Source organism: Frigoribacterium sp. CFBP 8751 (genome assembly GCF_014841545.1).
In the GTDB taxonomy this organism is placed as follows: Bacteria; Actinomycetota; Actinomycetes; order Actinomycetales; family Microbacteriaceae; genus Frigoribacterium.
This window is the reverse complement of the sequence record NZ_JACYUB010000007.1, coordinates 87125-105578: the sequence shown is the minus strand read 5'-3', so window position 1 is coordinate 105578 and position 18454 is coordinate 87125. Positions and strand designations below refer to the sequence as shown.

At 72.5% G+C, this 18454-nt stretch carries 19 protein-coding genes; 11 read left to right on the top strand and 8 right to left on the bottom strand.

Translation table 11 applies throughout. From position 1 onward, the window contains the following. Positions 1–33 precede the first annotated feature (33 nt). Positions 34–1086 (bottom strand): hypothetical protein, encoded by a 1053-nt coding sequence (locus IFT88_RS15225; RefSeq protein WP_192121559.1) that lies wholly within the window; start codon positions 1084–1086, stop codon positions 34–36. Positions 1087–1261: 175 nt separating this feature from the next. On the opposite strand from IFT88_RS15225, the gene IFT88_RS15220 reads away from it, so the two are divergent. Together IFT88_RS15220 and IFT88_RS15215 are read left to right on the top strand one after the other, a co-directional pair. Continuing rightward, complete coding sequence (locus tag IFT88_RS15220) at positions 1262–2113, top strand: cation-transporting ATPase (RefSeq protein ID WP_192121557.1); 852 nt, start codon at positions 1262–1264, stop codon at positions 2111–2113. 103 nt (positions 2114–2216) lie between these two features. Further along, the gene (locus IFT88_RS15215; RefSeq protein WP_192121555.1) at positions 2217–3251 is read left to right on the top strand and encodes a YdcF family protein; all 1035 of its coding nucleotides are present in this window, start codon (positions 2217–2219) and stop codon (positions 3249–3251) included. Between the two features lie 23 nt (positions 3252–3274). Here the strand turns inward: IFT88_RS15215 and IFT88_RS15210 are convergent, their stop codons facing one another. Continuing rightward, complete coding sequence (locus IFT88_RS15210; protein ID WP_082452481.1) at positions 3275–4663, bottom strand: MFS transporter; 1389 nt, start codon at positions 4661–4663, stop codon at positions 3275–3277. Further along, positions 4660–5121, bottom strand: coding sequence for a MarR family winged helix-turn-helix transcriptional regulator (locus IFT88_RS15205; RefSeq protein ID WP_043593561.1), 462 nt, complete (start codon positions 5119–5121; stop codon positions 4660–4662). The genes IFT88_RS15210 and IFT88_RS15205 overlap by 4 nt, the downstream gene beginning before the upstream one ends. Positions 5122–5196: 75 nt before the next feature. Between IFT88_RS15205 and IFT88_RS15200 the strand changes: the two genes are divergently transcribed. Further along, on the top strand, positions 5197–6423 hold the full coding sequence (locus tag IFT88_RS15200; RefSeq protein WP_192121553.1) for a multidrug effflux MFS transporter: 1227 nt from the start codon (positions 5197–5199) through the stop codon (positions 6421–6423). 147 nt (positions 6424–6570) lie between these two features. Continuing rightward, entirely contained in the window at positions 6571–6990 is a 420-nt protein-coding gene (locus tag IFT88_RS15195; protein ID WP_192121550.1) for a VOC family protein, read from the top strand. Between the two features lie 97 nt (positions 6991–7087). On the opposite strand, the gene IFT88_RS15190 is transcribed toward IFT88_RS15195, so the two are convergent. Then, positions 7088–7792, bottom strand: coding sequence for an HAD family hydrolase (locus IFT88_RS15190; RefSeq protein ID WP_192121548.1), 705 nt, complete (start codon positions 7790–7792; stop codon positions 7088–7090). A gap of 171 nt (positions 7793–7963) precedes the next feature. Here IFT88_RS15190 and IFT88_RS15185 point away from each other — a divergent pair, with 171 nt between their 5' ends. The 6 genes from IFT88_RS15185 to IFT88_RS15160 all read left to right on the top strand — a co-directional run bounded on the left by IFT88_RS15185 (position 7964) and on the right by IFT88_RS15160 (position 13893). Further along, positions 7964–8716 (top strand): SDR family NAD(P)-dependent oxidoreductase, encoded by a 753-nt coding sequence (locus tag IFT88_RS15185; RefSeq protein ID WP_192121546.1) that lies wholly within the window; start codon positions 7964–7966, stop codon positions 8714–8716. A gap of 132 nt (positions 8717–8848) precedes the next feature. Next, on the top strand, positions 8849–9526 hold the full coding sequence (locus IFT88_RS15180) for a response regulator transcription factor (RefSeq protein WP_043593570.1): 678 nt from the start codon (positions 8849–8851) through the stop codon (positions 9524–9526). Then, positions 9519–11102, top strand: coding sequence for an ATP-binding protein (locus IFT88_RS15175; protein ID WP_342212173.1), 1584 nt, complete (start codon positions 9519–9521; stop codon positions 11100–11102). Before IFT88_RS15180 ends, IFT88_RS15175 begins: the two co-directional genes overlap by 8 nt. A 161-nt stretch (positions 11103–11263) precedes the next feature. Continuing rightward, complete coding sequence (locus tag IFT88_RS15170) at positions 11264–11914, top strand: PepSY domain-containing protein (protein ID WP_192121544.1); 651 nt, start codon at positions 11264–11266, stop codon at positions 11912–11914. Between the two features lie 44 nt (positions 11915–11958). Beyond that, positions 11959–12834: an alpha/beta fold hydrolase gene (locus IFT88_RS15165; protein WP_137848129.1), complete on the top strand. Its 876-nt coding sequence runs from the start codon at positions 11959–11961 to the stop codon at positions 12832–12834. Between the two features lie 9 nt (positions 12835–12843). After that, complete coding sequence (locus IFT88_RS15160; protein ID WP_192121541.1) at positions 12844–13893, top strand: lipoate--protein ligase family protein; 1050 nt, start codon at positions 12844–12846, stop codon at positions 13891–13893. Positions 13894–13963: 70 nt separating this feature from the next. Here the strand turns inward: IFT88_RS15160 and IFT88_RS15155 are convergent, their stop codons facing one another. Further along, on the bottom strand, positions 13964–14248 hold the full coding sequence (locus IFT88_RS15155) for a GNAT family N-acetyltransferase (protein ID WP_043593575.1): 285 nt from the start codon (positions 14246–14248) through the stop codon (positions 13964–13966). Between the two features lie 71 nt (positions 14249–14319). On the opposite strand from IFT88_RS15155, the gene IFT88_RS15150 reads away from it, so the two are divergent. After that, positions 14320–15180, top strand: coding sequence for a DNA-methyltransferase (locus IFT88_RS15150; RefSeq protein ID WP_192121539.1), 861 nt, complete (start codon positions 14320–14322; stop codon positions 15178–15180). Positions 15181–15294: 114 nt separating this feature from the next. On the opposite strand, the gene IFT88_RS15145 is transcribed toward IFT88_RS15150, so the two are convergent. From IFT88_RS15145 to IFT88_RS15135, 3 genes are all read right to left on the bottom strand, one after another. Continuing rightward, positions 15295–15468, bottom strand: a complete 174-nt coding sequence (locus IFT88_RS15145) for a hypothetical protein (RefSeq protein WP_156155460.1) — start codon at positions 15466–15468, stop codon at positions 15295–15297. Positions 15469–15618: 150 nt separating this feature from the next. Continuing rightward, complete coding sequence (locus IFT88_RS15140; RefSeq protein WP_137848128.1) at positions 15619–16179, bottom strand: MarR family winged helix-turn-helix transcriptional regulator; 561 nt, start codon at positions 16177–16179, stop codon at positions 15619–15621. 398 nt (positions 16180–16577) lie between these two features. Beyond that, a complete protein-coding gene (locus IFT88_RS15135; protein ID WP_235472242.1) occupies positions 16578–18407 on the bottom strand; it encodes an MDR family MFS transporter in 1830 nt (609 codons plus the stop codon). Between the last annotated feature and the right edge of the window lie 47 nt (positions 18408–18454).

The following is an 18454-nucleotide window of genomic DNA, read 5'->3' as shown; positions in this document are numbered from 1 at the left end:
TCGTCGGGTGGAGTGCTCGTGCGGGTGTGTGCGTCAGGCGGTGTGCGAGAGCGGGGCGGACTCGCGCTCGACCGCGGCGTCCACCGCGGCGTCGACCGCCGGGGTAGGCGTCACCGGGGCGCGTCGCGAGGCCAGGAAGTCGAGGCGCGCGGCCTGTCGGGCCGACTCCCGATCGAGCTCGGCCTGGCGGGCGGCGGCCCGGGACGCGGCGCGCGTCGCCGCGAGCGAGCGAGCGTTGTCGCGGGCGCGGGTGGCGGCGGCCGAGGAGGCGCGGCGTGCGGTCGCCCCCGTGGCCCGGGCGGCGACGGCGGCTCCGGCCGCGGTGGCTCGACTGCCGTGACGGACGCCGTCCCAGGTCGAACGAGCGGCCGGTCGGGTGCGGGTCGCCACGGTGGTGCCCGTCGTGCGGAACCACGCGACGACGACGGGCGTCGTGCGTCGGACCCAGGCGACCAGGGCCTCCGAGGCGTGACGGATGCTCCGGGCCGTGGCTCGGCCGGCACGGGCCAGGGCGTCGCCGGCGGCGCGCGTGGCGGCCGCGACGTGGGCGGCGGCGGACGCGAGGACGGGACGCAGGCGCTCGGCGAGGGTCGGGCCCGCGGTCACCGGCTCGGGGGACGGCTCGGGCGCGGCCAGGGGAGCGGACTCGTTCTCGACGGGCGTGCTCGGGGCGGAGGCGACCGCCGGGGTCGGTGCGGCGGCGACCACGGGGGCGGACGCGAGCACGGCGGCGGACGTCGGTCGTCCTGCGGGCAGGACCCGCGCCTCCCGGGCCGCCGGACGCGTGGTGACCGGTGCCGTCCCACGGGCGGCCTCGTGCTCGAGACCGCGGTCGGGCTCGTCGCGCGGCAGGGCGCCGAGCACCCGGTCGGTCAGCCCGACGAGCGCGATCGCGACGCCGCCCACGGCGAGGGCGGCGCCCAGCAGCCAGATCGCGATGGTGACGAAGTCGAGGTCGCCGATCGGCAGGAAGCCGCCGGCGAAGAGGCCCACGCTCGCGAGGCGGAAGGTGGCGGCCATGACGAGCGCGGCACCCGAGACGAGCATCGCGAGAGCGACCCAGCCCGTGACTGCTGCCTTGCCCATGCGACACCTCCTGTCCGTGGGGCGCACGCCGCGAGTCGGGCCCGCGCGGACGTCCCCTGCGAATGTAACCCCGACGGGGGCTCGACCGTAACCCGTGGAGGTGGACGCGCCGTTCCCGGGCGATGCTCGGCTTCTGCGGGGGCTTCTCGGATGCGGGGCCGGGAGGATCGGGGGCATGGCCAACTTCGACCGTCTCCTGGGTGCCGCCGCGCGTGCGCTCGGCAACTCCTCTTCTTCCTCGACCGGGCGCGGTGGTGCGTCCGGCGGTTCCACCGACTGGCGCGACATGGTGCGCAAGGTCTCCGACAAGGTCACCGGCGACGACCGTCAGACCGTGCAGTCGCAGCAGGGCCGGCAGCAGCCGCAGCGTGGCGGGTACGGCGCACCTCAGCAGGGCGTCGGTCGTCCGGCGACGGGTGGGCACGCCCCGCAGGGCTCCGCCGCCGATCGTGCGGCCCTCGCCAAGTACGACTACCTGCTGCAGACCGCCCCGCCGCAGCAGCTCGAGCAGGTGCACCGCGACGCGTTCGAGCGGCTCACCCCCGAGCAGCGCCAGCAGGTGCTCGCCCGCCTGAGCGCCGAGGTGCCCCAGGGCGAACGTCCCGCCTCGAGCTCCCCCGCCGACCTCGCCCGGGCGGCGACGCGCGGCGAGACCGCGCACCCCGGGCTGATGAAGCGCGTGCTCGGCAGCACGGGTGGCAAGGTCGCGGCGGGTGCCGCGGTCGGCGCCGGAGTGGCCGGGGTCGCGGGCCTCGCAGTCGCCGTGGCCGGTGCGGCCGCCGTCAGCAGCGTCGCCCTGCCCCTGCTGTCCGACGCCGTGACGTCGGGCATCGACTTCGACCAGCTGACGAACGGGTTCGGTTTCGAAGGGCTCGACGGTCTGACCGCAGGCGGCGAGGAGTACCTCGGCGGCCTGGGCGAGCAGGTCGGCGGCCTCGGCGACCAGGTGGGCGGGCTGGGCGACCAGCTCGGCAACCTCGGCGAGGGGTTCCAGATCCCCGGCCTCGGCAACCTCTTCGACCGCTGACCGCGCGAGTCGCGTCCTGAGACCCCAGGATCTCGCCGAGACCCTTCCGCGCGCGCGGGGGTCCAAGCGACTTCCTGGGGCCTCACGCCGGTAGCCTCGGGCAATGACCGCGATCTCGGTCGGCATCGCCGCCGTCTTCCTCCTGCTCTTCGCCGTGTCGCGTCGACGGGACGCCCGGAGGTTCCGCAACGGGGTCTTCCTCTTGATGGCCGGGGGGTTCGGGGTCGTCGCCGCCGCGAACGTCCTCGTCGCCGCGTTCCCGCCGCTCGTCTTCGTGTTCCTCGTCGCCGTGGCGCTCGTGCCCCTGCTCGTCCTCGCGCTCGCCGTCTTCGCGATCGCGAACGGCGTCACCATGCTCCGGTCCGAAGGGCGCAGCCTCGGCAACCTGCTGTCGTTGTTGGTCGGCATCGCGCTGATCGGCGTGCCGTTGCTCGTCGTCGTGATCGTCGAGGCCGGTCGCCGGTCGGACGTCGCGGCCCTCCAGGACGCAGCCGTGGGGCTCGGCATCGTCGTGGTCTTCGTCACCGGCTACGCCGCGCTCACGTTCGCCGCGTTCACCCTGTGGTCACTCGTCTACGCCCGACCCCGGGTGCGCGAGCAGCCCGACGCCCTGATCGTGCTCGGCTCCGGTCTGATCCGTGGCGAGGTGCCGCCGTTGCTGCGCAGCCGACTCGACCGGGCGCTGGCGATCTACCGCGCGACTCCCGAGGGCGTGAGGCGGCCGGTGCTCGTGCCGTCGGGCGGTCAGGGGACCGACGAACCGCGTCCCGAGGGTGAGGCCATGGCCGAGTACCTGATCGCCCAGGGTGCCGACCCGGCCGACGTGCTACCCGAGACGGCGTCGCGCTCGACCCGCGAGAACCTCGTGTTGTCGGGTCGGGTGCTCGCCGACGCCGGTCGGACCGGGCCGACCCTCGTCGTGACGAACAACTACCACGTGCTGCGTGCCGCCCTGCTGGCACGGGACGCCGGCAGCAGCGCCGACGTGGTCGGGGCCCCCACCGCCGCGTACTACGTGCCGAGCGCCTTCCTGCGCGAGTGGGTGGCCGTCATGGTCGAGCACAAGCTGCTCAACGTGCTGCTGGTCGCGCCGTTCGTCGTGATGCTGGCGTCCCTGCTGGTCTACGCGCGCCTCTGACCCGCCGGCGCCGCGCCTCCTGGTCAGGACGGTCGCGTCGCCGTGCCCTCGTCGACGGCCAACTCGGCCGCGGTCTCGTCGCGTGCCCGGGCCGCGGCCGCGGCCGCGTCGCCGTCGTGCTGCAGGCGGTAGTGGAACCGGCCCGCCCCGAGCACGGGCAGTGCTCCGGTGACGGGGTCGGGCTCGCCCCCGCGGACGCGGCGCACCCGCAGGTGTTGCCCGCGCACGAGCCACACGACGGCGACGCCGGCCGCCACGAAGCCCGACGCCGCGGCGACGCCGATGGCCCAGCGCGGTCCGGCGACGTTCGCGACCCAGCCGACCATCGGTGCGCCGAGGGGCGTGCCACCGGTGAAGACGGCCATGTAGAGCGCCATGACGCGCCCTCGCATGCGGGGTGCCGTGGTCAGCTGCACGGTGGCGTTCGCCGTCGTCATCAGGGTGATCGAGGCGAGTCCGACGGTGACGAGCACGGCCGCGAAGCTCCAGTAGGTCGGCATGACGGCGGCGACGAGGCAGGTGACGCCGAAGGCCAGGGCCGCCGTGACGAGCACGCGCCAGCGAGGCTTCTCGCGTCGGGCGGAGAGCAGGGCGCCGACCAGCGACCCCACCGCGATCGCCGACGACAGCAGGCCGAACCCGCTCGCGTCGACACCGAACTCGACGCTGGCCATGGTCGAGGTGAAGATGGCGAAGTTGAGGCCGAAGGTGCCGATGACGAACACCATGACGAAGACGACGACGAGGTCGGGTCGCTCGCGCACGTACCGGAACCCCTCGCGGATCTGGCCCTTGGCCCGCGACACCGCCGGTTTCAGCTCGAGCTGCGCGACGCGGATGAACCGCAGCGACAGCAGCACGGCGGCGAACGAGCCGGCGTTGATCAGGAACACCCAGCCCGTGCCGATCGTCGCGATGAGCACGCCGGCGACGGCGGGGCCGATCAGGCGGGCGCCGTTGAACGAGGCCGAGTTCAGGCTGACGGCGTTCGTCAGGTGGCCGGGGGGCACGAGCTCGGACACGAAGCTCTGCCGCACCGGGGCGTCGATCGCGGCCGCGACGCCGAGCAACAGGGCGAAGAGGTAGACCATCCAGAGCTGCACGCTGTCGGTCAGCACGAGCACGCCCAGGCCGAGCCCGAGCAGGCCCATGCTCAGCTGCGTCACCATCAGCAGCCGCCGCCGGTCGAACCGGTCGGCGATCAGCCCGGTGATCGGCACCATCAGGATCGGCGGCGCGAACTGAAGCGCCATGGTGATGCCGAGCGCCGTGGCGTCGTTGTCGGTCAGGTCGGTGAGGACGAGCCAGTCCTGCGCCGTCCGTTGCATCCAGGTGCCGATGTTGGACACGAGCGCGCCGGCGAACCAGAGGCGGTAGTTGAACAGCGACAGGCTGCGGAACATGGCCGTCACGAGCGCGTCAGCTTCCGCAGGATCTCGGTGGCGTCGGCCAGGGTGCGACGCTCGTCGGGGGTCAGGGCCGAGAGGCGGGGCACGAGCCACTCGTCACGGCGTCGACGCGTCTCGAACACGAAGGCGGCACCGGCCTCGGTCGTCTCGAGCAGCACGCGGCGTTTGTCGTCGTCGTCGACCGTGCGACGCAGTAGCCCGGCGTCGACGAGCTTGCCGACGGTGCGGTTCATCGACGGGGGAGTGACGCCCTCGTGGGCGGTCAACGCCCCGATCGTCAACGGTTGGTTCTGCACGACGTAGCCGAGAGCGGCCATCTGGGCGTCCGTGACGTCGGCGTCGGCCTTCTGCTGGCGCAGTCGACGGGCGAGTCGCAGCACGGCCCCGCGGACGTCGGTCGCGAGGTGGGCGTGCGGCACGGCCCGGGTGGCGGAGGGGGCAGGAGGCGCGGAGTCGGTCATCGCCGGGCCACGATACTCGTTTAGTTCGGCTAAGTAAACGTCTGGCCCGGACGGCGTGCGCCTAGGCTCGGACCGATGAGCGACGACGACGTCCCGGCCGAGCCGAGCCGCCCCTCCTGGTTGACCGGGCGTGGGGCCGTGCTGACGGTGGCGCTCATCGTGGGCATCTCGCCGTTCGCGACCGACATGTACATCCCCGCGCTGCCGGCCATCGCGCGCGACCTCGGGGCGACGACGGCCGAGGTGCAGCTCAGCCTGACGGCGTTCCTCGTCGCGTTCGCGGTCGGCCAGATCGTGATCGGGCCGATCAGCGACGGTCGGGGCAGGAGGCGCATCCTGCTGGGCGGGACCGTCCTGTTCGCCCTCGCCTCGATCGCCTGCGCCGTGGCTCCCGACGCGGCCACCCTCGTCGTCGCACGTGTCGCGCAGGGTCTCGGCGGCGCGGCGGGCTCGGTGGCGGCACGGGCCATGGTGGGGGACTCGACGACGGGCCTCGTGCGCAGCAGGCTCTTCGCGACGCTCGCCGCGATCAACGCCGTCGGTCCGGTCGTCGCGCCGCTCGTGGGCGGCGTCGTGCTCTCGGTGTCGAGCTGGCGGGCGACGTTCGTCGTGCTGGCGGTGCTCGGCGCCGCGTTGACCTGGGCGGCCGCGCGGCGCCTGCCCGAGACGCTCGTCGATCCCGAGCCGGGTGCGGGTTCGCTGCTCGCGTCCCTGCGACGGATGGGCACGCTGCTCGCGATGCCGCGCTTCCGCTGGTACCTCGTGACGGGCTGCGCCGCGACGATCGGCTTCTTCTCGTACATCGCCACGTCGTCGTTCGTCTTCCAGGAGCAGTACGGCTTCGGCGAGGGCCTCTACACGCTCGTCTTCGCCTCGAACGCGTCGTGCATGATCGCCTCGACCCTGGTGTTCCGCCGACTCGTCGGGCGCTTCGCCGAGGACCACCTCTTCACCGCCGGCCTCGTCACCTGCACCGTGGGCTCGGCCCTCGTGCTCGTCGGTGCGCTGACCGGCGTCGGCCCGGCACTGATCTGGCCCGCGCTCGCCCTCGTGACGGCGGGCTGGGGCTGGGTCATCCCCGGGTCGATCACGCTGACGCAGGCGCTCGGGCACCGCGCGCCCGGCACGGCCGCCGCGCTCGCGGGTGGGCTGCAGTTCGGGCTCGGCGGCGCCGCGACCCCGCTCGCCGGGGCACTCGGCGGCACGGCCGTCGTGATGGGCGCGCTGATGCTCGGGTTCATCGCGGTCGGTCTGGCCGTGCAGGTGTGGGCCTCGTCGCGACCCGGGACCCCGGCGACCTGACCCACGGGGCGTCGGGCGGCACCCACGCGACCCGACCTCGGCGACGCGACCCGCGCCTCCTGCCGTCCATCCGGGGCTGGTGCGCCGGACCGGGCGGTGCCACCCTGGGCTCGACGCCGACCGGCGCCGTGACCCGAGGAGGACCCCGTGACCGTGCAGCTCACCCCGTACCTGGCGTTCCGCTCCGAGACGAGGGAGGCGTTCGACTTCTACGCCTCCGTCTTCGGCGGCAGCCCCACCTTCAGCACCTTCGGCGAGTTCGGGGTGGGCACCCCCGACGAGGCCGGGAAGGTCATGCACGCCCAGCTGAAGACGCCGTCGGGTCTGCTGCTGATGGGGGCGGACCGCCCCGACTCGTACCCGCTCGAGGAGGCGAGCAGCGTGTCGCTCTCGCTCTTCGGCGGACCCGACGACGCGGACGAGCTGACGACGTGGTTCGCCGCGCTCGCCGAGGGCGGAACCGTGCACGAGGCCCTGTCGCAGGCGCCGTGGGGCGACTCGTTCGGCATGCTGGACGACCGCTTCGGTCAGCACTGGATGGTCAACGTCGGCGGTGCCGCGGCCTGAGCCCGGGTCGCGCCGCCCACGGACCAGGCGGCCTGAGCCCGGGTCGCGCCGCCCACGGACCAGGAGGCGCGGGGGCGGTCTCCGAGGACGCCCCGCCTCAGGCGCGTCCGAGCCGACCGATCACGCTCTCGTCGAGCCGGGCGAGCAGGTCGGCCACGTCGTCGTAGACCTCCTCGGCCCCGGCCTCGACCAGCTCGGCCCGGGAGAAGCCGCCGCTCAGCACGCCGACGCAGGTCACGCCCGCCCGGTGCGCGGCCTCGACGTCCCACACGGCGTCGCCGACCATCACGGCGCGCTCGGCCGGCACGTCCGCCTTCTCGAGGGCGACCTCGACGATGCCGGGGTCGGGTTTGGCGGTCTCGACGTCCTCGCTCGACGTGACGGCCCACAGGGCGTCCTCGACGTCGAGCAGGCCGCGCAGCGCCTTCAGCTCGTCCTCGGGCGCGCTCGTGGCGAGCACGACCCCGTGCCCCCGGCGCGCGAGCTCGGCGAGCAGGTCGGTCGCCCGCTCGAAGACGTGCAGGTCGCCCTCGTCGCCGAGGTGCTCGGCGTAGTGGCGCGAGTGCGCGTCCTTCGCGTCGTCGAGGAGGCGCGCGGCGGCGTCGTTCCCGACCAGCCCCTCGACCAGCAGGGCCGAGTCCTTGCCGATCGACCGGTGGATGCGCCAGCTGTCGACGGGGTGGCCGACGTCGCTGAAGGCCCGCGACCAGGCGTCGACGTGCGCGAAGTTCGAGTCCACCAGGGTGCCGTCGATGTCGAAGAGGACGGCGGTGGACGGCGAGGAGGACGTGGGGGAGGTCATCCCGCCACCCTGCCCCTGAACGAGCAGGGCTGCACGGACTGCACGAATTTCGCCGAGGGCAAAGCGACACCTGTTGTCCGAGTGTCGATGCGGGCGTATGTTCGCAGGCGGGCTCGTCGACGAGCCCGACCGGCCCGACGGCCGGCCCACGAACGGAGAGAGGCACACACCATGGCACGGTTCAGCGACAAGACGGCACTCGTCACCGGCGGAGGCAGCGGCATCGGCGCCGCGATCTCCCGGTCCCTGGCGGCCGAGGGCGCGTCGGTGGTCGTCACCGACATCAAGCTCGAGGCGGCGCAGGGCGTCGTGGACCAGATCGTCGCCGCCGGCGGCACGGCCGTGGCCTTCGAGCAGAACACCGCGAAGCCCGAGCAGTCCGAGGCGGCCGTCGAGTTCGCGAAGACCACCTACGGCGCCCTGCACCTCGCCGTGAACAACGCGGGCATCGGCGCCCCGGCCGCCGACATCGGCGAGTACGACATCGCCGCCTGGGACCGCGTCCGCTCGGTCGACCTCGACGGCGTCTTCTACGGCCTGCGCTACCAGCTGCCCGCCATGGTGGAGGTCGGCGGCGGCTCGATCGTCAACATGAGCTCGGTGCTCGGCTCGGTCGGCATCGCCCAGAACGCGGCCTACGTCGCCAGCAAGCACGCCCTGGTCGGCCTGACGAAGGTCGCGGCGCTCGAGTACTCGAAGCGTGGCGTCCGCACGAACGCGGTCGGCCCCGGCTTCATCGACACGCCCCTCGTGCGCGCCTCGCTCGAGGGCGACGCGCTCTCGTACCTCGAGTCGCAGCACGCCACCGGCCGCCTGGGCACCGACGCCGAGGTCTCGGCGCTCGTCCTGTTCCTGCTGAGCGACGAGGCGTCGTTCGTCACGGGCAGCTACCACCTCGTCGACGGCGGCTACTCGGCGCACTGACGACGGTGTGCAGGAGGCGCGATGCGGGGAGTCCCGCGCCGCGCCTCCTCGGTCGGCCCGCTTCAGCCGCGCTTCAGCGCCGGGCCGCCATGATGGGCACGACGCGCACCCGGCGCGACCGAGGGAGGCCCCGTGCGCGTGCTCGTCGTCGAGGACCAGGCGACCCTGGCCGAGGGGTTGCGGCTCGGGCTCGAGGCCGAGGGCATCGCGGTCGACGTCGCGGCGACCGGCACCGACGGGCTCTGGCGCACCCGCGAGGGCACCTACGACGTGGTCGTCCTCGACATCATGCTGCCCGGCATGAGCGGCTACGCCGTCTGCCGGGCCATGCGCGAGGGCGGCGACTGGACCCCCGTCATCGTGCTCACCGCCAAGGACGGCGAGTGGGACCAGGTCGAGGCCCTCGACACCGGCGCGGACGACTACCTCACCAAGCCGTTCTCGTTCGCCGTCCTGCTGGCCCGCTTGCGCGCCCTGGTCCGCCGTGGTGCCCGCGAACGACCGGTCGTGCTCGAGGCCGGTGACCTGCGCGTCGACCCGGCCTCCCGCAGCGTCCACCGCGGCGACGTCGCGGTCGAGCTCACCAGCCGCGAGTTCGCGGTGCTCGAGTTCCTCATGCGCCACGCCGGCAGCGTCGTCACCAAGCGCGAGGTGCTCGACGGCGTGTGGAACGACGACTTCGAGGGCGACCCCAACATCGTCGAGGTCTACGTGCGCCACCTGCGCAACAAGGTCGACCGCCCGTTCGGGCGCGAGGCCATCGTCACGCTGCGCGGGGCGGGCTACCGTCTGGAGGCGCGGGGTGGCTGAGCGCGCCCCTCGCGTCCCGGTGCCCGGGCCCGGGCCCTCGGCCGGCACCGGGCCGGGTCGCCCCCGACGGGCGTCGCTGCGCTCCCGCATCACCGCGGCCGCCGTGCTCGCCGTCGCACTGACCCTCGGCGTGTTCACGCTCGTCTTCGCGCTCGTGCAACAGGCCGTGCTCGCCGACGGCCCGCGCCGGTCCGCCTCGGCCGACGTGGACCGCGCCGTGTCGGCCCTGGCGATCGGTTCGACGCCCGACGTGGCAGTCGCGGGCGAGGCGGAGGGAGCCCTCGTCGTCGTGACCGACTCCTCGGGCCGCGTGCTCGCCGCCGGGGGAGAAGACGACCTCGTCGAGTCCGCCTCGTCGCTCGCGGCGGCCGGGTCGGGCGACCGCGTGACGCTCGACGGCGACCGGTTCGTCGTCGAACGGGACGACGTCGGGGTCGAGACCACGCCGACGCCGACGCCGAGCGCGGAACCGACGCCCACTCCGACCGCGTCCTCGCGGTCCGGCGACGACGACGATGACGACGCCGCGGAAGACGCCGACGACGCCGCCGTCGACACCACCCCGACGCCCGAGGCCACCCCCGAACCCGCCGAGACGGTGACGACCGAGTACGGCGTCGTGGCCGCGCGCTCCCTCGACGAGGCGAGCGCCGCCTCCTCGGCCAGCCTCGTGACGCTCGGGGTCGCGATCCCCGTGGCGCTGCTCGTGCTCGGCGTCACGACCTGGCTCGTGGTCGGCCGTGCCCTGCGCCCGGTCGAGTCGATGCGACGCGAGGTCGACGCGGTCACGGCGCAGAGCCTGTCGCGCCGGCTGCCCGACCCGGGTGGCAGCGACGAGATCGCCCGCCTCGCCCGCACGCTGAACGGCATGCTCGACCGGCTCGACTCGTCGGCGACGGCCCAGCGGCGCTTCGTCGGCGACGCCTCGCACGAGCTCAAGACGCCGCTCGCCACGATCAGGCAGCACGCCGAGGTCGCGCTGCTGCACCCCGGCAGCATCGACGGTGCGGCCCTGGCCGACACCGTCCTCGGCGAGGAGGCGCGGCTGACGGCGCTCGTGCAGGGTCTGTTGGTCCTCGCCCGGGCGGACGAGGGCGCCCTCGGGGTGACGCGTCGCCCGGTCGACCTCGACGATCTCGTGGTCGCCGAGACCGCCCGCCTGCGCGGCGTCGCCCGTCCCGACGGTCGGGGGTCGCTCGCCGTCGACGCCACGGCCGTCGGCCCGGCCCGCGTGGACGGCGACGAGGGACTGCTCGGCCAGGTCGTGCACAACCTCGTGGCGAACGCGGCCCGGCACGCCGACACCCGCGTCGCCGTCGCCCTCGACGAGCGCGACGGGCGCGCCGTGCTCACCGTCGACGACGACGGGGCCGGGGTCGCCGAGGCCGACCGAGAGCGGGTCTTCGAGCGGTTCGTCCGCCTGGACGAGGCCCGCGCCCGCGACTCGGGCGGCAGCGGGTTGGGGCTGGCGATCGTCCGCGAGATCGTCCGGGTGCACGGGGGCTCGGTCTCGATCACCACGTCGCCGCTCGGGGGTGCCCGCTTCGTGGTCGACCTCCCCGCCGGTCCCGTCTGACCCGAGGGCCACCCGCCCTGCCCCGGTGAGGCGACCCGCGCCTCCTGAACGGTTCTTCAGCGGGCTTCAGCACGGCTTCAGTGCTCGCTCGCGAGAGTGGGGTCACCAGCTCGAGAGAGCGACAGACCGGCCGCCCGGCGGCCCCACGAACGGAGCGAACCATGCTGAAGAACACCCTCACCAAGAAGAAGTCCCTGCTGATCGCCGGCGGCATCGCGGGCGTCCTCGTGCTGGGCGGCGGCGGCGTGGCGCTCGCCTCGGGCCTCGACGACGGCGTCTCCGCGCAGACCCGCGACCGGGCCCAGGAGGCGGCGCTCGCCGAGACCGGCGGCGGCACCGTGACCGAGGTGGACACCCTCGACGACGGACTCGCCGGTTACGAGGTCGAGGTCGTCCTGCCCGACGGGCGCGAGGCGACGGTGCTGCTCGGCGGCGACTACTCCGTCACCTCGAGCCGCGTCGACGACGACTCGCGGGGTTCCGGCGCCACCCCGACGCCCGCCGGCGACGACCGTGACGACGACGACTCCCTCGGCTCGGACGCCACCCCGACGCCCGTCGCGGGTTCGGGGCGCGACGACTCGGTCGACGACTCGACCCGCGACGACGACCTGACCGGCGCCGACTACGACCGGGCCGCGGCCGCCGCCCTCGCCGCCGCCGGTGGGGGCACGGTGACCGACGCCGACCGCAGCGACGACGCCGGCGTGGCCTACGAGGTCGACGTGCGCCTCGACGACGGCACCGAGGTCGACGTCGACCTCGACCAGGCGTTCGGCGTCGTGCGCACCGACGTCGACGCCCGCCGCTGACGGGGGCAGGGCCGCAGCCGGGCCGGTGATGGGAGACTGGTCACGTGCCCACCTTCTCCGCCGCCCGAGGCGACTACGAGTTCACCGACGCCCACGGCGTGACCGTGCACTACTACGTCTGGAAGGCCGCAGCGCCCAAGGCCGTGGTGCAGATCGCGCACGGCCTCGGCGAGTACGCCCTGCGCTACGACGACCTCGCGCAGGACCTCGTGCGGGCCGGCTACACGGTCTACGCGAACGACCACCTCGGCCACGGCGAGACCGGCCTCGGACAGTGGGACGGCGACCACACGAAGCTCGGCCGGCTCGGCCCGGCCGGGCTGCGCGGGGCGATGGAGGCGGTGGTCCGGTTGACGGGCATCGCACGTTCCGAGAACCCCGGCTCGCCGCTCGTGCTGCTCGGGCACTCGTGGGGCTCGTTGATGGCCCAGAAGCTCGTCGACGAGGGCTCCGACCGGTTCGACGCCGTCGTGCTGAGCGGCACGGCCTACCGGATGCCCGGCAGCATGAACGCGGGCGACCTGAACGCCCGGCACGCCCACCTCGGCGACACCGGCTACGAGTGGCTCAGCCGCGACCAGGCCGTGGTCGACGCCATGGCGGCCGACCCCCTGTCGGTGCAGGCGACGGCCCGTCAACTGTTCGGCACGGCCGACACGCTGCGGCTGATGGGTCGCCCCTCGACCCGGCTCGCGAGCGACCTGCCCGTGCTCGTGCTCGTCGGCGACGACGACCCGCTCGGCGGCGAGGCCAGCGCCCGCAAGCTCGCCGACGCGTACGTCAACCGCAGTCGGCTCAGCGACGTCGAGCTCGTGGTCTACCAGGGCGCGCGGCACGAGGTGTTCCGCGAGACCAACCGCGACGAGGTCGTGGCCGACCTGGTGCGCTGGCTCGACGACCGCGTGGGGCACCAGGCATAGGCTGCGACCATGCACGGTGAGTACAAGGTCCCAGGCGGCAAGCTCGTGGTCGTCGACCTCGACGTCAGAGAAGGGCGCATCGCCGGGTTCCGTCTCGCCGGTGACTTCTTCCTCGAGCCCGACACGGCGCTCGACGCCGTCGACCGGGCGGTGAACGGCCTGCCGGTCGAGTCCGACGCGGCGACGATCGCGGCGACGATCAAGCAGGGGCTGCCGGATGACGCGGTGCTGCTCGGCTTCTCGGCCGAGGCGATCGCCGTGGCGATCCGCCGCAGCCTCTCGAAGGCGACCGACTGGCGCGACTACGACTGGCAGATCATCCACGACGCCCCGGTGTCGCCCAACGTGCACCTCGCCCTCGACCAGGTGCTCACCGAAGAGGTCGGAGCGGGCCGCCGCGGGCCCACCCTCCGTTTCTGGGAGTGGGACCAGCCCGCCGTGGTCATCGGCAGCTTCCAGTCGTTGAAGAACGAGGTCGACCTCGACGCCGCCTCGACCCACGGCTTCGAGGTGGTGCGCCGCATCAGCGGCGGCGGCGCGATGTTCATGGACGCCCAGTCGATCGTGACCTACTCGCTCTACGCCCCGGGCGAGCTCGTGCAGGGCATGAGCTTCGCCGACTCGTACGCGTACCTCGACGAATGGGTCATCACCGCCCTCAAGTCGCTCGGCATCGACGCCTTCTACCAGCCGCTCAACGACATCACGAGCGCCAAGGGCAAGATCGGAGGGGCCGCTCAGAAGCGCCTGGGCAACGGAGCCCTGCTGCACCACGCCACGATGTCGTACGACATGGACGGCGACAAGATGGTGCAGGTCCTGCGCATCGGCCGCGAGAAGATGAGCGACAAGGGCACGACCAGCGCCGCCAAGCGCGTCGACCCGCTGCGCAGCCAGACCGGACTGCCCCGCGCCGAGATCATCGAGCGCCTCAAGCAGACCTTCACCGGTCTCTACGGCGCGACCGAGGGCCACGTCACCGAGGCCGAGCTCGAGAAGGCCGAGCAACTCGTCACCTCGAAGTTCGCGACGCCCGAGTGGCTGGCGCGCGTGCCCTGAGCACGCGAGGGTCGCCGTCGAGGCGACCCGCGCCTCCTGCTCTGCGTCCGCCTCGGCGACCGCACCGCGGTCAGCGGTCGAGCAGCTCGCGGTAGTCGACGTGATCGTCGACGAAGTCGACCACGAACGGGCAGAGCGGCACGACGCGCAGGTCGGTGTTCGCGCGCACGTCGTCGAGGGCACCCTGGACGAGCTGGGCCCCGAGGCCACCGGAACGGCGGCTGGGCTCGATCTCGGTGTGGGTGAAGCGGATCTCGTGGCCGACGACGTCGTAGGCCGCGAAGCCGATCGTCTCGCCGTCCTCGACGAGGGCGTACTGGTTCTGCGTGGGGCGGTTCTCTACCTCGGTGGTCATCCCGACACGCTACGCGCCCCCGGCCGGGAGTCGGGCACGTGTCGGTGCCCGACAGGCAGCAGAATGGTCGGATGCCCCTCGACTGGACCACCGCCTCCCCGAGCCTCGTGGTCCAGGGCGACAACCTCGACGTCACGGTGCACCTGCCCGACGGTGCTTTCACGATCGTCTACCTCGACCCTCCCTTCAACACGGGGCGCCAGCAGCGGCGCCGGTCCACGACGTCGGTGCGCAGCGCCGAGGACTCGATCACCTCGGTGACGGGCTTCAAGGGCGTGCAGTACGAGCGCATCCGCGGCGATCTGATGGGCTACGACGACCGCTTCGAGGACTACTGGTCGTTCCTCGAGCCGCGCCTGGCCGAGGCCTGGCGGCTGCTCGCGTCCGACGGCACGCTCTACCTGCACCTCGACTACCGCGAGGCGCACTACGCGAAGGTGCTGCTCGACGCCCTGTTCGGGCGCGACTGCTTCTTGAACGAGATCATCTGGGCCTACGACTACGGCGCCAAGAGCCGCAACCGGTGGCCGACCAAGCACGACACGATCCTGGTCTACGTGAAAGACCCCAAGAGGTACCACTTCGACTCGACGAGCGTCGACCGCGAGCCGTACATGGCTCCCGGGCTCGTCACGCCCGAGAAGGTCGCCCGGGGCAAACTGCCGACCGACGTGTGGTGGCACACCATCGTGTCGCCGACGGGTCGTGAGAAGACCGGTTACCCGACGCAGAAGCCCGAGGGCGTGCTGCGCCGCATCGTGCAGGCCTCGAGCCGCGAGGGCGACTGGGTGCTCGACTTCTTCGCCGGCAGCGGCACCACCGGAGCGGTCGCGGATGCCCTCGGTCGTCGTTACCTGCTCGTCGACAGCAACGAGGAGGCGGTGGCCGTCATGCGCAGACGGCTCCCGTCGGCGCAGGTCGAGACGGTCTGACGGCGTGCAGGTCGGCGGCCGAGACGGCCGTCGTCACCGACCCGCGGACGAACGACACCAGTTGCTCGTGGGTGAGACCCTGCATCTGCTGGGCGGAGAAGCCCGACGGGCTCGTCATCGCATGACGCCGAGCGCGAGGAGCAGGGCGGCGACGAGACTGACGCTCGCGCCGGTGGCAGCCGTCGCGATGACGGCCAGCGTTCGTCGGCGGGCGGTGTCGCGCACCTCGGAGAAGGCGCTGCGGGTCGAGGTGGTGCGGTCGCTGCGAGCGACGTCGATCGTGGTCATGTTCGGCTCGTCTCCGGCACCCCTGCGATGCCTGGCGGAACGGTGGGACTTCGGACGGTCACGACACCGCCGTGAATCGGCGTCGTGCGGTCAGACTGTCACGTCGATGGTTAGTCGATCTAGTCAGTTCACCAGTTGTTCGCTCAACGGCTAGGACGAGGCTCGGCCGGTGTCCGCCCCGTCGGTCGGGTCGCCGTCGACGTGGTGGTCGTCGATCTCGATTGCGGCCGTCATGCGCTGCAGGAAGCCCACGACCACGGCCGCCTGGTCGGCGTCGAGCGACTCGGCCGTCGAGATCATGCGGGCGTGCATCGCCGCCATGGTGTCGCGCACCTCGGTGTTCGACTCGCCCGTGGCGGTCAGCAGGACCCCGCGCTTGTCGGACGGGTGAGGGTGGCGCAGCATGTGCCCGCTCGCGACGAGACGGTTGATCAACACCGACGTCGAGGCCGAGGTGATCTTCAGCTGGGCGGCAAGTTCTTTCGCGCTGACGGGGTCGCCGAGCCGCTGGGCCCGGAGCAGGAACCGCAGGGCGGCGAGGTCGGTGTCGTTCATCTTCATCGACTTGCGGGTGCGGGCCCGCATCGCGACCTCGGCGGCGCGGTAGGCGCGGAGGGTGTTCAGCACCGTGACGCCGCGCTCTTCGGTGCTGCTGCTGTACCAATAGCCGGACGCGTCGAAGGGCGCGGCAGTGGCGTGCTGATCGGGCATGAGGTGGAGTCTAGCCCACGTTGCTAGACCGTCTAGAGAAAAGACGATGCTGATCAGGATTTTTCTCGTTGTCAACCCCTGTGCAGCGGCTCATGGCCGTCCTAGGCTCGACACGTCCGCCTCGCGTGGGCAGAGACGTCCCCCGAGTCGACCAGAGCTTCACGCAGGGGATCGACCCGGTGGGGCGTCCCGGGACGGAGAAAGGCCGCACACCCCGTGGGTGTGCGGCCTTCGGTCGTCTCGCCTCCCGCGTGAGCTTCACGGGCAGGGAACGCCGGACGCGGGACGAACCGTTCGGCACCGAAGTGCCGTCCAGGGAACGCTACCCGACACCTGCCGTGTCGCGACACCAGCTCGGGCGCATCCGAGGCCGGGCGGTCTCCCCGAGGGGCGCGCGATCAGGGCCGTGGCGGGGTGTCGTCACGCCGCTGGCCCGCGGGCACGACGTCGATCGAGCCGGTGTCGGGTGCGACGAGCGAGCCGGTCTGAGCGGCGGCGGCCTGGGCCGAGAGCGCGGCGTCGGCGGCCACGGCGGCTCGCGCGTCGTCGGCCGCCTCGTCGATGGCCGACTTCTGACGCAGCGGCGTGGCCTTGAGGAAGAAGCTCAGCACGAAGGCCACCAGCACGACCGCCAGGGCGACCCAGAACACGGTCACCGCCGCGTTCGCGAAGCCGTCGAGGAACGGCGCGGCGAGGCGTCGGTCGGCCGTGTTGAGGAACGACGTGTTGCCGTCGAGTGCCCCGCTGACCTGCGACGTGTCACCGTTGCCGGCCGCCTGGTAGAGCTTCAGGATCGAGGCGTTCGCCGGGTCGGTCAGCACGGACTGGTCGGCGAGGGCGGCCTGGGCTCGGCCCTGCAGGCTCGAGTCGGCGAACGCGGCGGCGATGGTCTGGGGGATGCGGCTGAACAGCACCGAGAACAGCACGGCCGTGCCGAGCGTGCCGCCGATCTGCCGGAAGAACGTCGACGCCGACGTGGCCACGCCGATGTCGCGGGCGCCGACCGAGTTCTGCGAGGCGATGGTCAGGGTCTGCATCAGCTGCCCGAGACCCAGGCCGACGAGCAGCATGCCGACCATCATGAACCAGTACGGCTTGTCGAACGAGAGGTTCGTGAACCAGAAGAACCCGGCGGCCATGAACGCCGTGCCCGTGATCGGGAAGATCTTGTACCTGCCCGTGCGGGAGATGAGCTGGCCGGCGACGATCGACGAGATCATCAGGCCGGCGATCATCGGCAGCATCTGGAAGCCGCTCTCGGTCGGCGTCGCGCCGTTCACGAGCTGCAGGTACAGCGGCACCGTCAGCAGGGCGCCGAACATGCCGAAGCCGACGAGCACGCCCAGCACGGTCGCCATCGAGAAGGTCGGGTTGCGGAACAGCTTGAGCGGGATCAGCGCGTCGTCGCCCATCGACCGCTCGATCACGACGAACGCGACGATGCCGACCGCTCCGATCACGTAGCAGGCGAAGGCCCCGGGCGAGCTCCAGCCCCAGGTGCGGCCCTGCTCGGCCACCAGCAGCAGGGGCACGGCGGCCACGATGACGGCGGCGGCGCCGAACCAGTCGATGCGCACGTTCTCGCGTCGCTTCTGGCCCGGGATGTGCAGGAACCGGACGACGATGAACAGCGCCACGATGCCGATCGGCACGTTGATGAGGAACACCCAGCGCCAGCCGGTGACGAAGAGGATCTGGTCGGCTCCGGCGAACAGTCCGCCGACGAGCGGACCGATGACGCTCGAGATGCCGAACACGGCGAGGAAGTAGCCCTGGTACTTCGCGCGCTCACGCGGGGCCAGGATGTCGCCCATGATCGTCAGCGGCAGGGCCATGAGGCCACCGGCGCCCATGCCCTGGATCGCCCGGAAGATGGCGAGCTGGTACATGCTCTCGGAGAAGCCGGCCGCGACGGACCCGAGCAAGAAGATCGTGATCGCGATCAGGAAGAGCGGTCGCCTCCCGAAGATGTCGCTGAGCTTGCCGTAGATCGGCGTCGAGATGGTCGACACGATCAGGTAGGCGGTGGTCACCCAGGCCTGCAGGCTGAGCCCGTCGAGGTCGTCGGCGATCGTCCGCATCGAGGTGCCGACGATCGTCTGGTCGAGGGCCGAGAGGAACATTCCCGCCATCAGGCCGAAGATGACGTACAGGATCTGGCGGTGGGTCATCAGGCCCTGGCGCTCGGCGGGGGCCGTGGTCGTGGGGGCTGGGGCGGCGCTCGACATGGTGTCTCTTCTGTCTGGAAGTGGAAGGCGCGACGAGGAATTGCGCA

What these genes read in the sequence shown, in the direction of transcription:
- IFT88_RS15140 (WP_137848128.1), bottom strand. Translation starts at nt 16,179, where the DNA reads ATGCCCGATCAGCACGCCACTGCCGCGCCCTTCGACGCGTCCGGCTAT.
- IFT88_RS15170 (WP_192121544.1), top strand. Translation starts at nt 11,264, where the DNA reads ATGCTGAAGAACACCCTCACCAAGAAGAAGTCCCTGCTGATCGCCGGC.
- IFT88_RS15160 (WP_192121541.1), top strand. Translation starts at nt 12,844, where the DNA reads ATGCACGGTGAGTACAAGGTCCCAGGCGGCAAGCTCGTGGTCGTCGAC.
- IFT88_RS15135 (WP_235472242.1), bottom strand. Translation starts at nt 18,407, where the DNA reads ATGTCGAGCGCCGCCCCAGCCCCCACGACCACGGCCCCCGCCGAGCGC.
- IFT88_RS15190 (WP_192121548.1), bottom strand. Translation starts at nt 7,792, where the DNA reads ATGACCTCCCCCACGTCCTCCTCGCCGTCCACCGCCGTCCTCTTCGAC.
- IFT88_RS15155 (WP_043593575.1), bottom strand. Translation starts at nt 14,248, where the DNA reads ATGACCACCGAGGTAGAGAACCGCCCCACGCAGAACCAGTACGCCCTC.
- IFT88_RS15225 (WP_192121559.1), bottom strand. Translation starts at nt 1,086, where the DNA reads ATGGGCAAGGCAGCAGTCACGGGCTGGGTCGCTCTCGCGATGCTCGTC.
- IFT88_RS15215 (WP_192121555.1), top strand. Translation starts at nt 2,217, where the DNA reads ATGACCGCGATCTCGGTCGGCATCGCCGCCGTCTTCCTCCTGCTCTTC.
- IFT88_RS15185 (WP_192121546.1), top strand. Translation starts at nt 7,964, where the DNA reads ATGGCACGGTTCAGCGACAAGACGGCACTCGTCACCGGCGGAGGCAGC.
- IFT88_RS15145 (WP_156155460.1), bottom strand. Translation starts at nt 15,468, where the DNA reads ATGACCACGATCGACGTCGCTCGCAGCGACCGCACCACCTCGACCCGC.
- IFT88_RS15220 (WP_192121557.1), top strand. Translation starts at nt 1,262, where the DNA reads ATGGCCAACTTCGACCGTCTCCTGGGTGCCGCCGCGCGTGCGCTCGGC.
- IFT88_RS15200 (WP_192121553.1), top strand. Translation starts at nt 5,197, where the DNA reads ATGAGCGACGACGACGTCCCGGCCGAGCCGAGCCGCCCCTCCTGGTTG.
- IFT88_RS15150 (WP_192121539.1), top strand. Translation starts at nt 14,320, where the DNA reads ATGCCCCTCGACTGGACCACCGCCTCCCCGAGCCTCGTGGTCCAGGGC.
- IFT88_RS15205 (WP_043593561.1), bottom strand. Translation starts at nt 5,121, where the DNA reads ATGACCGACTCCGCGCCTCCTGCCCCCTCCGCCACCCGGGCCGTGCCG.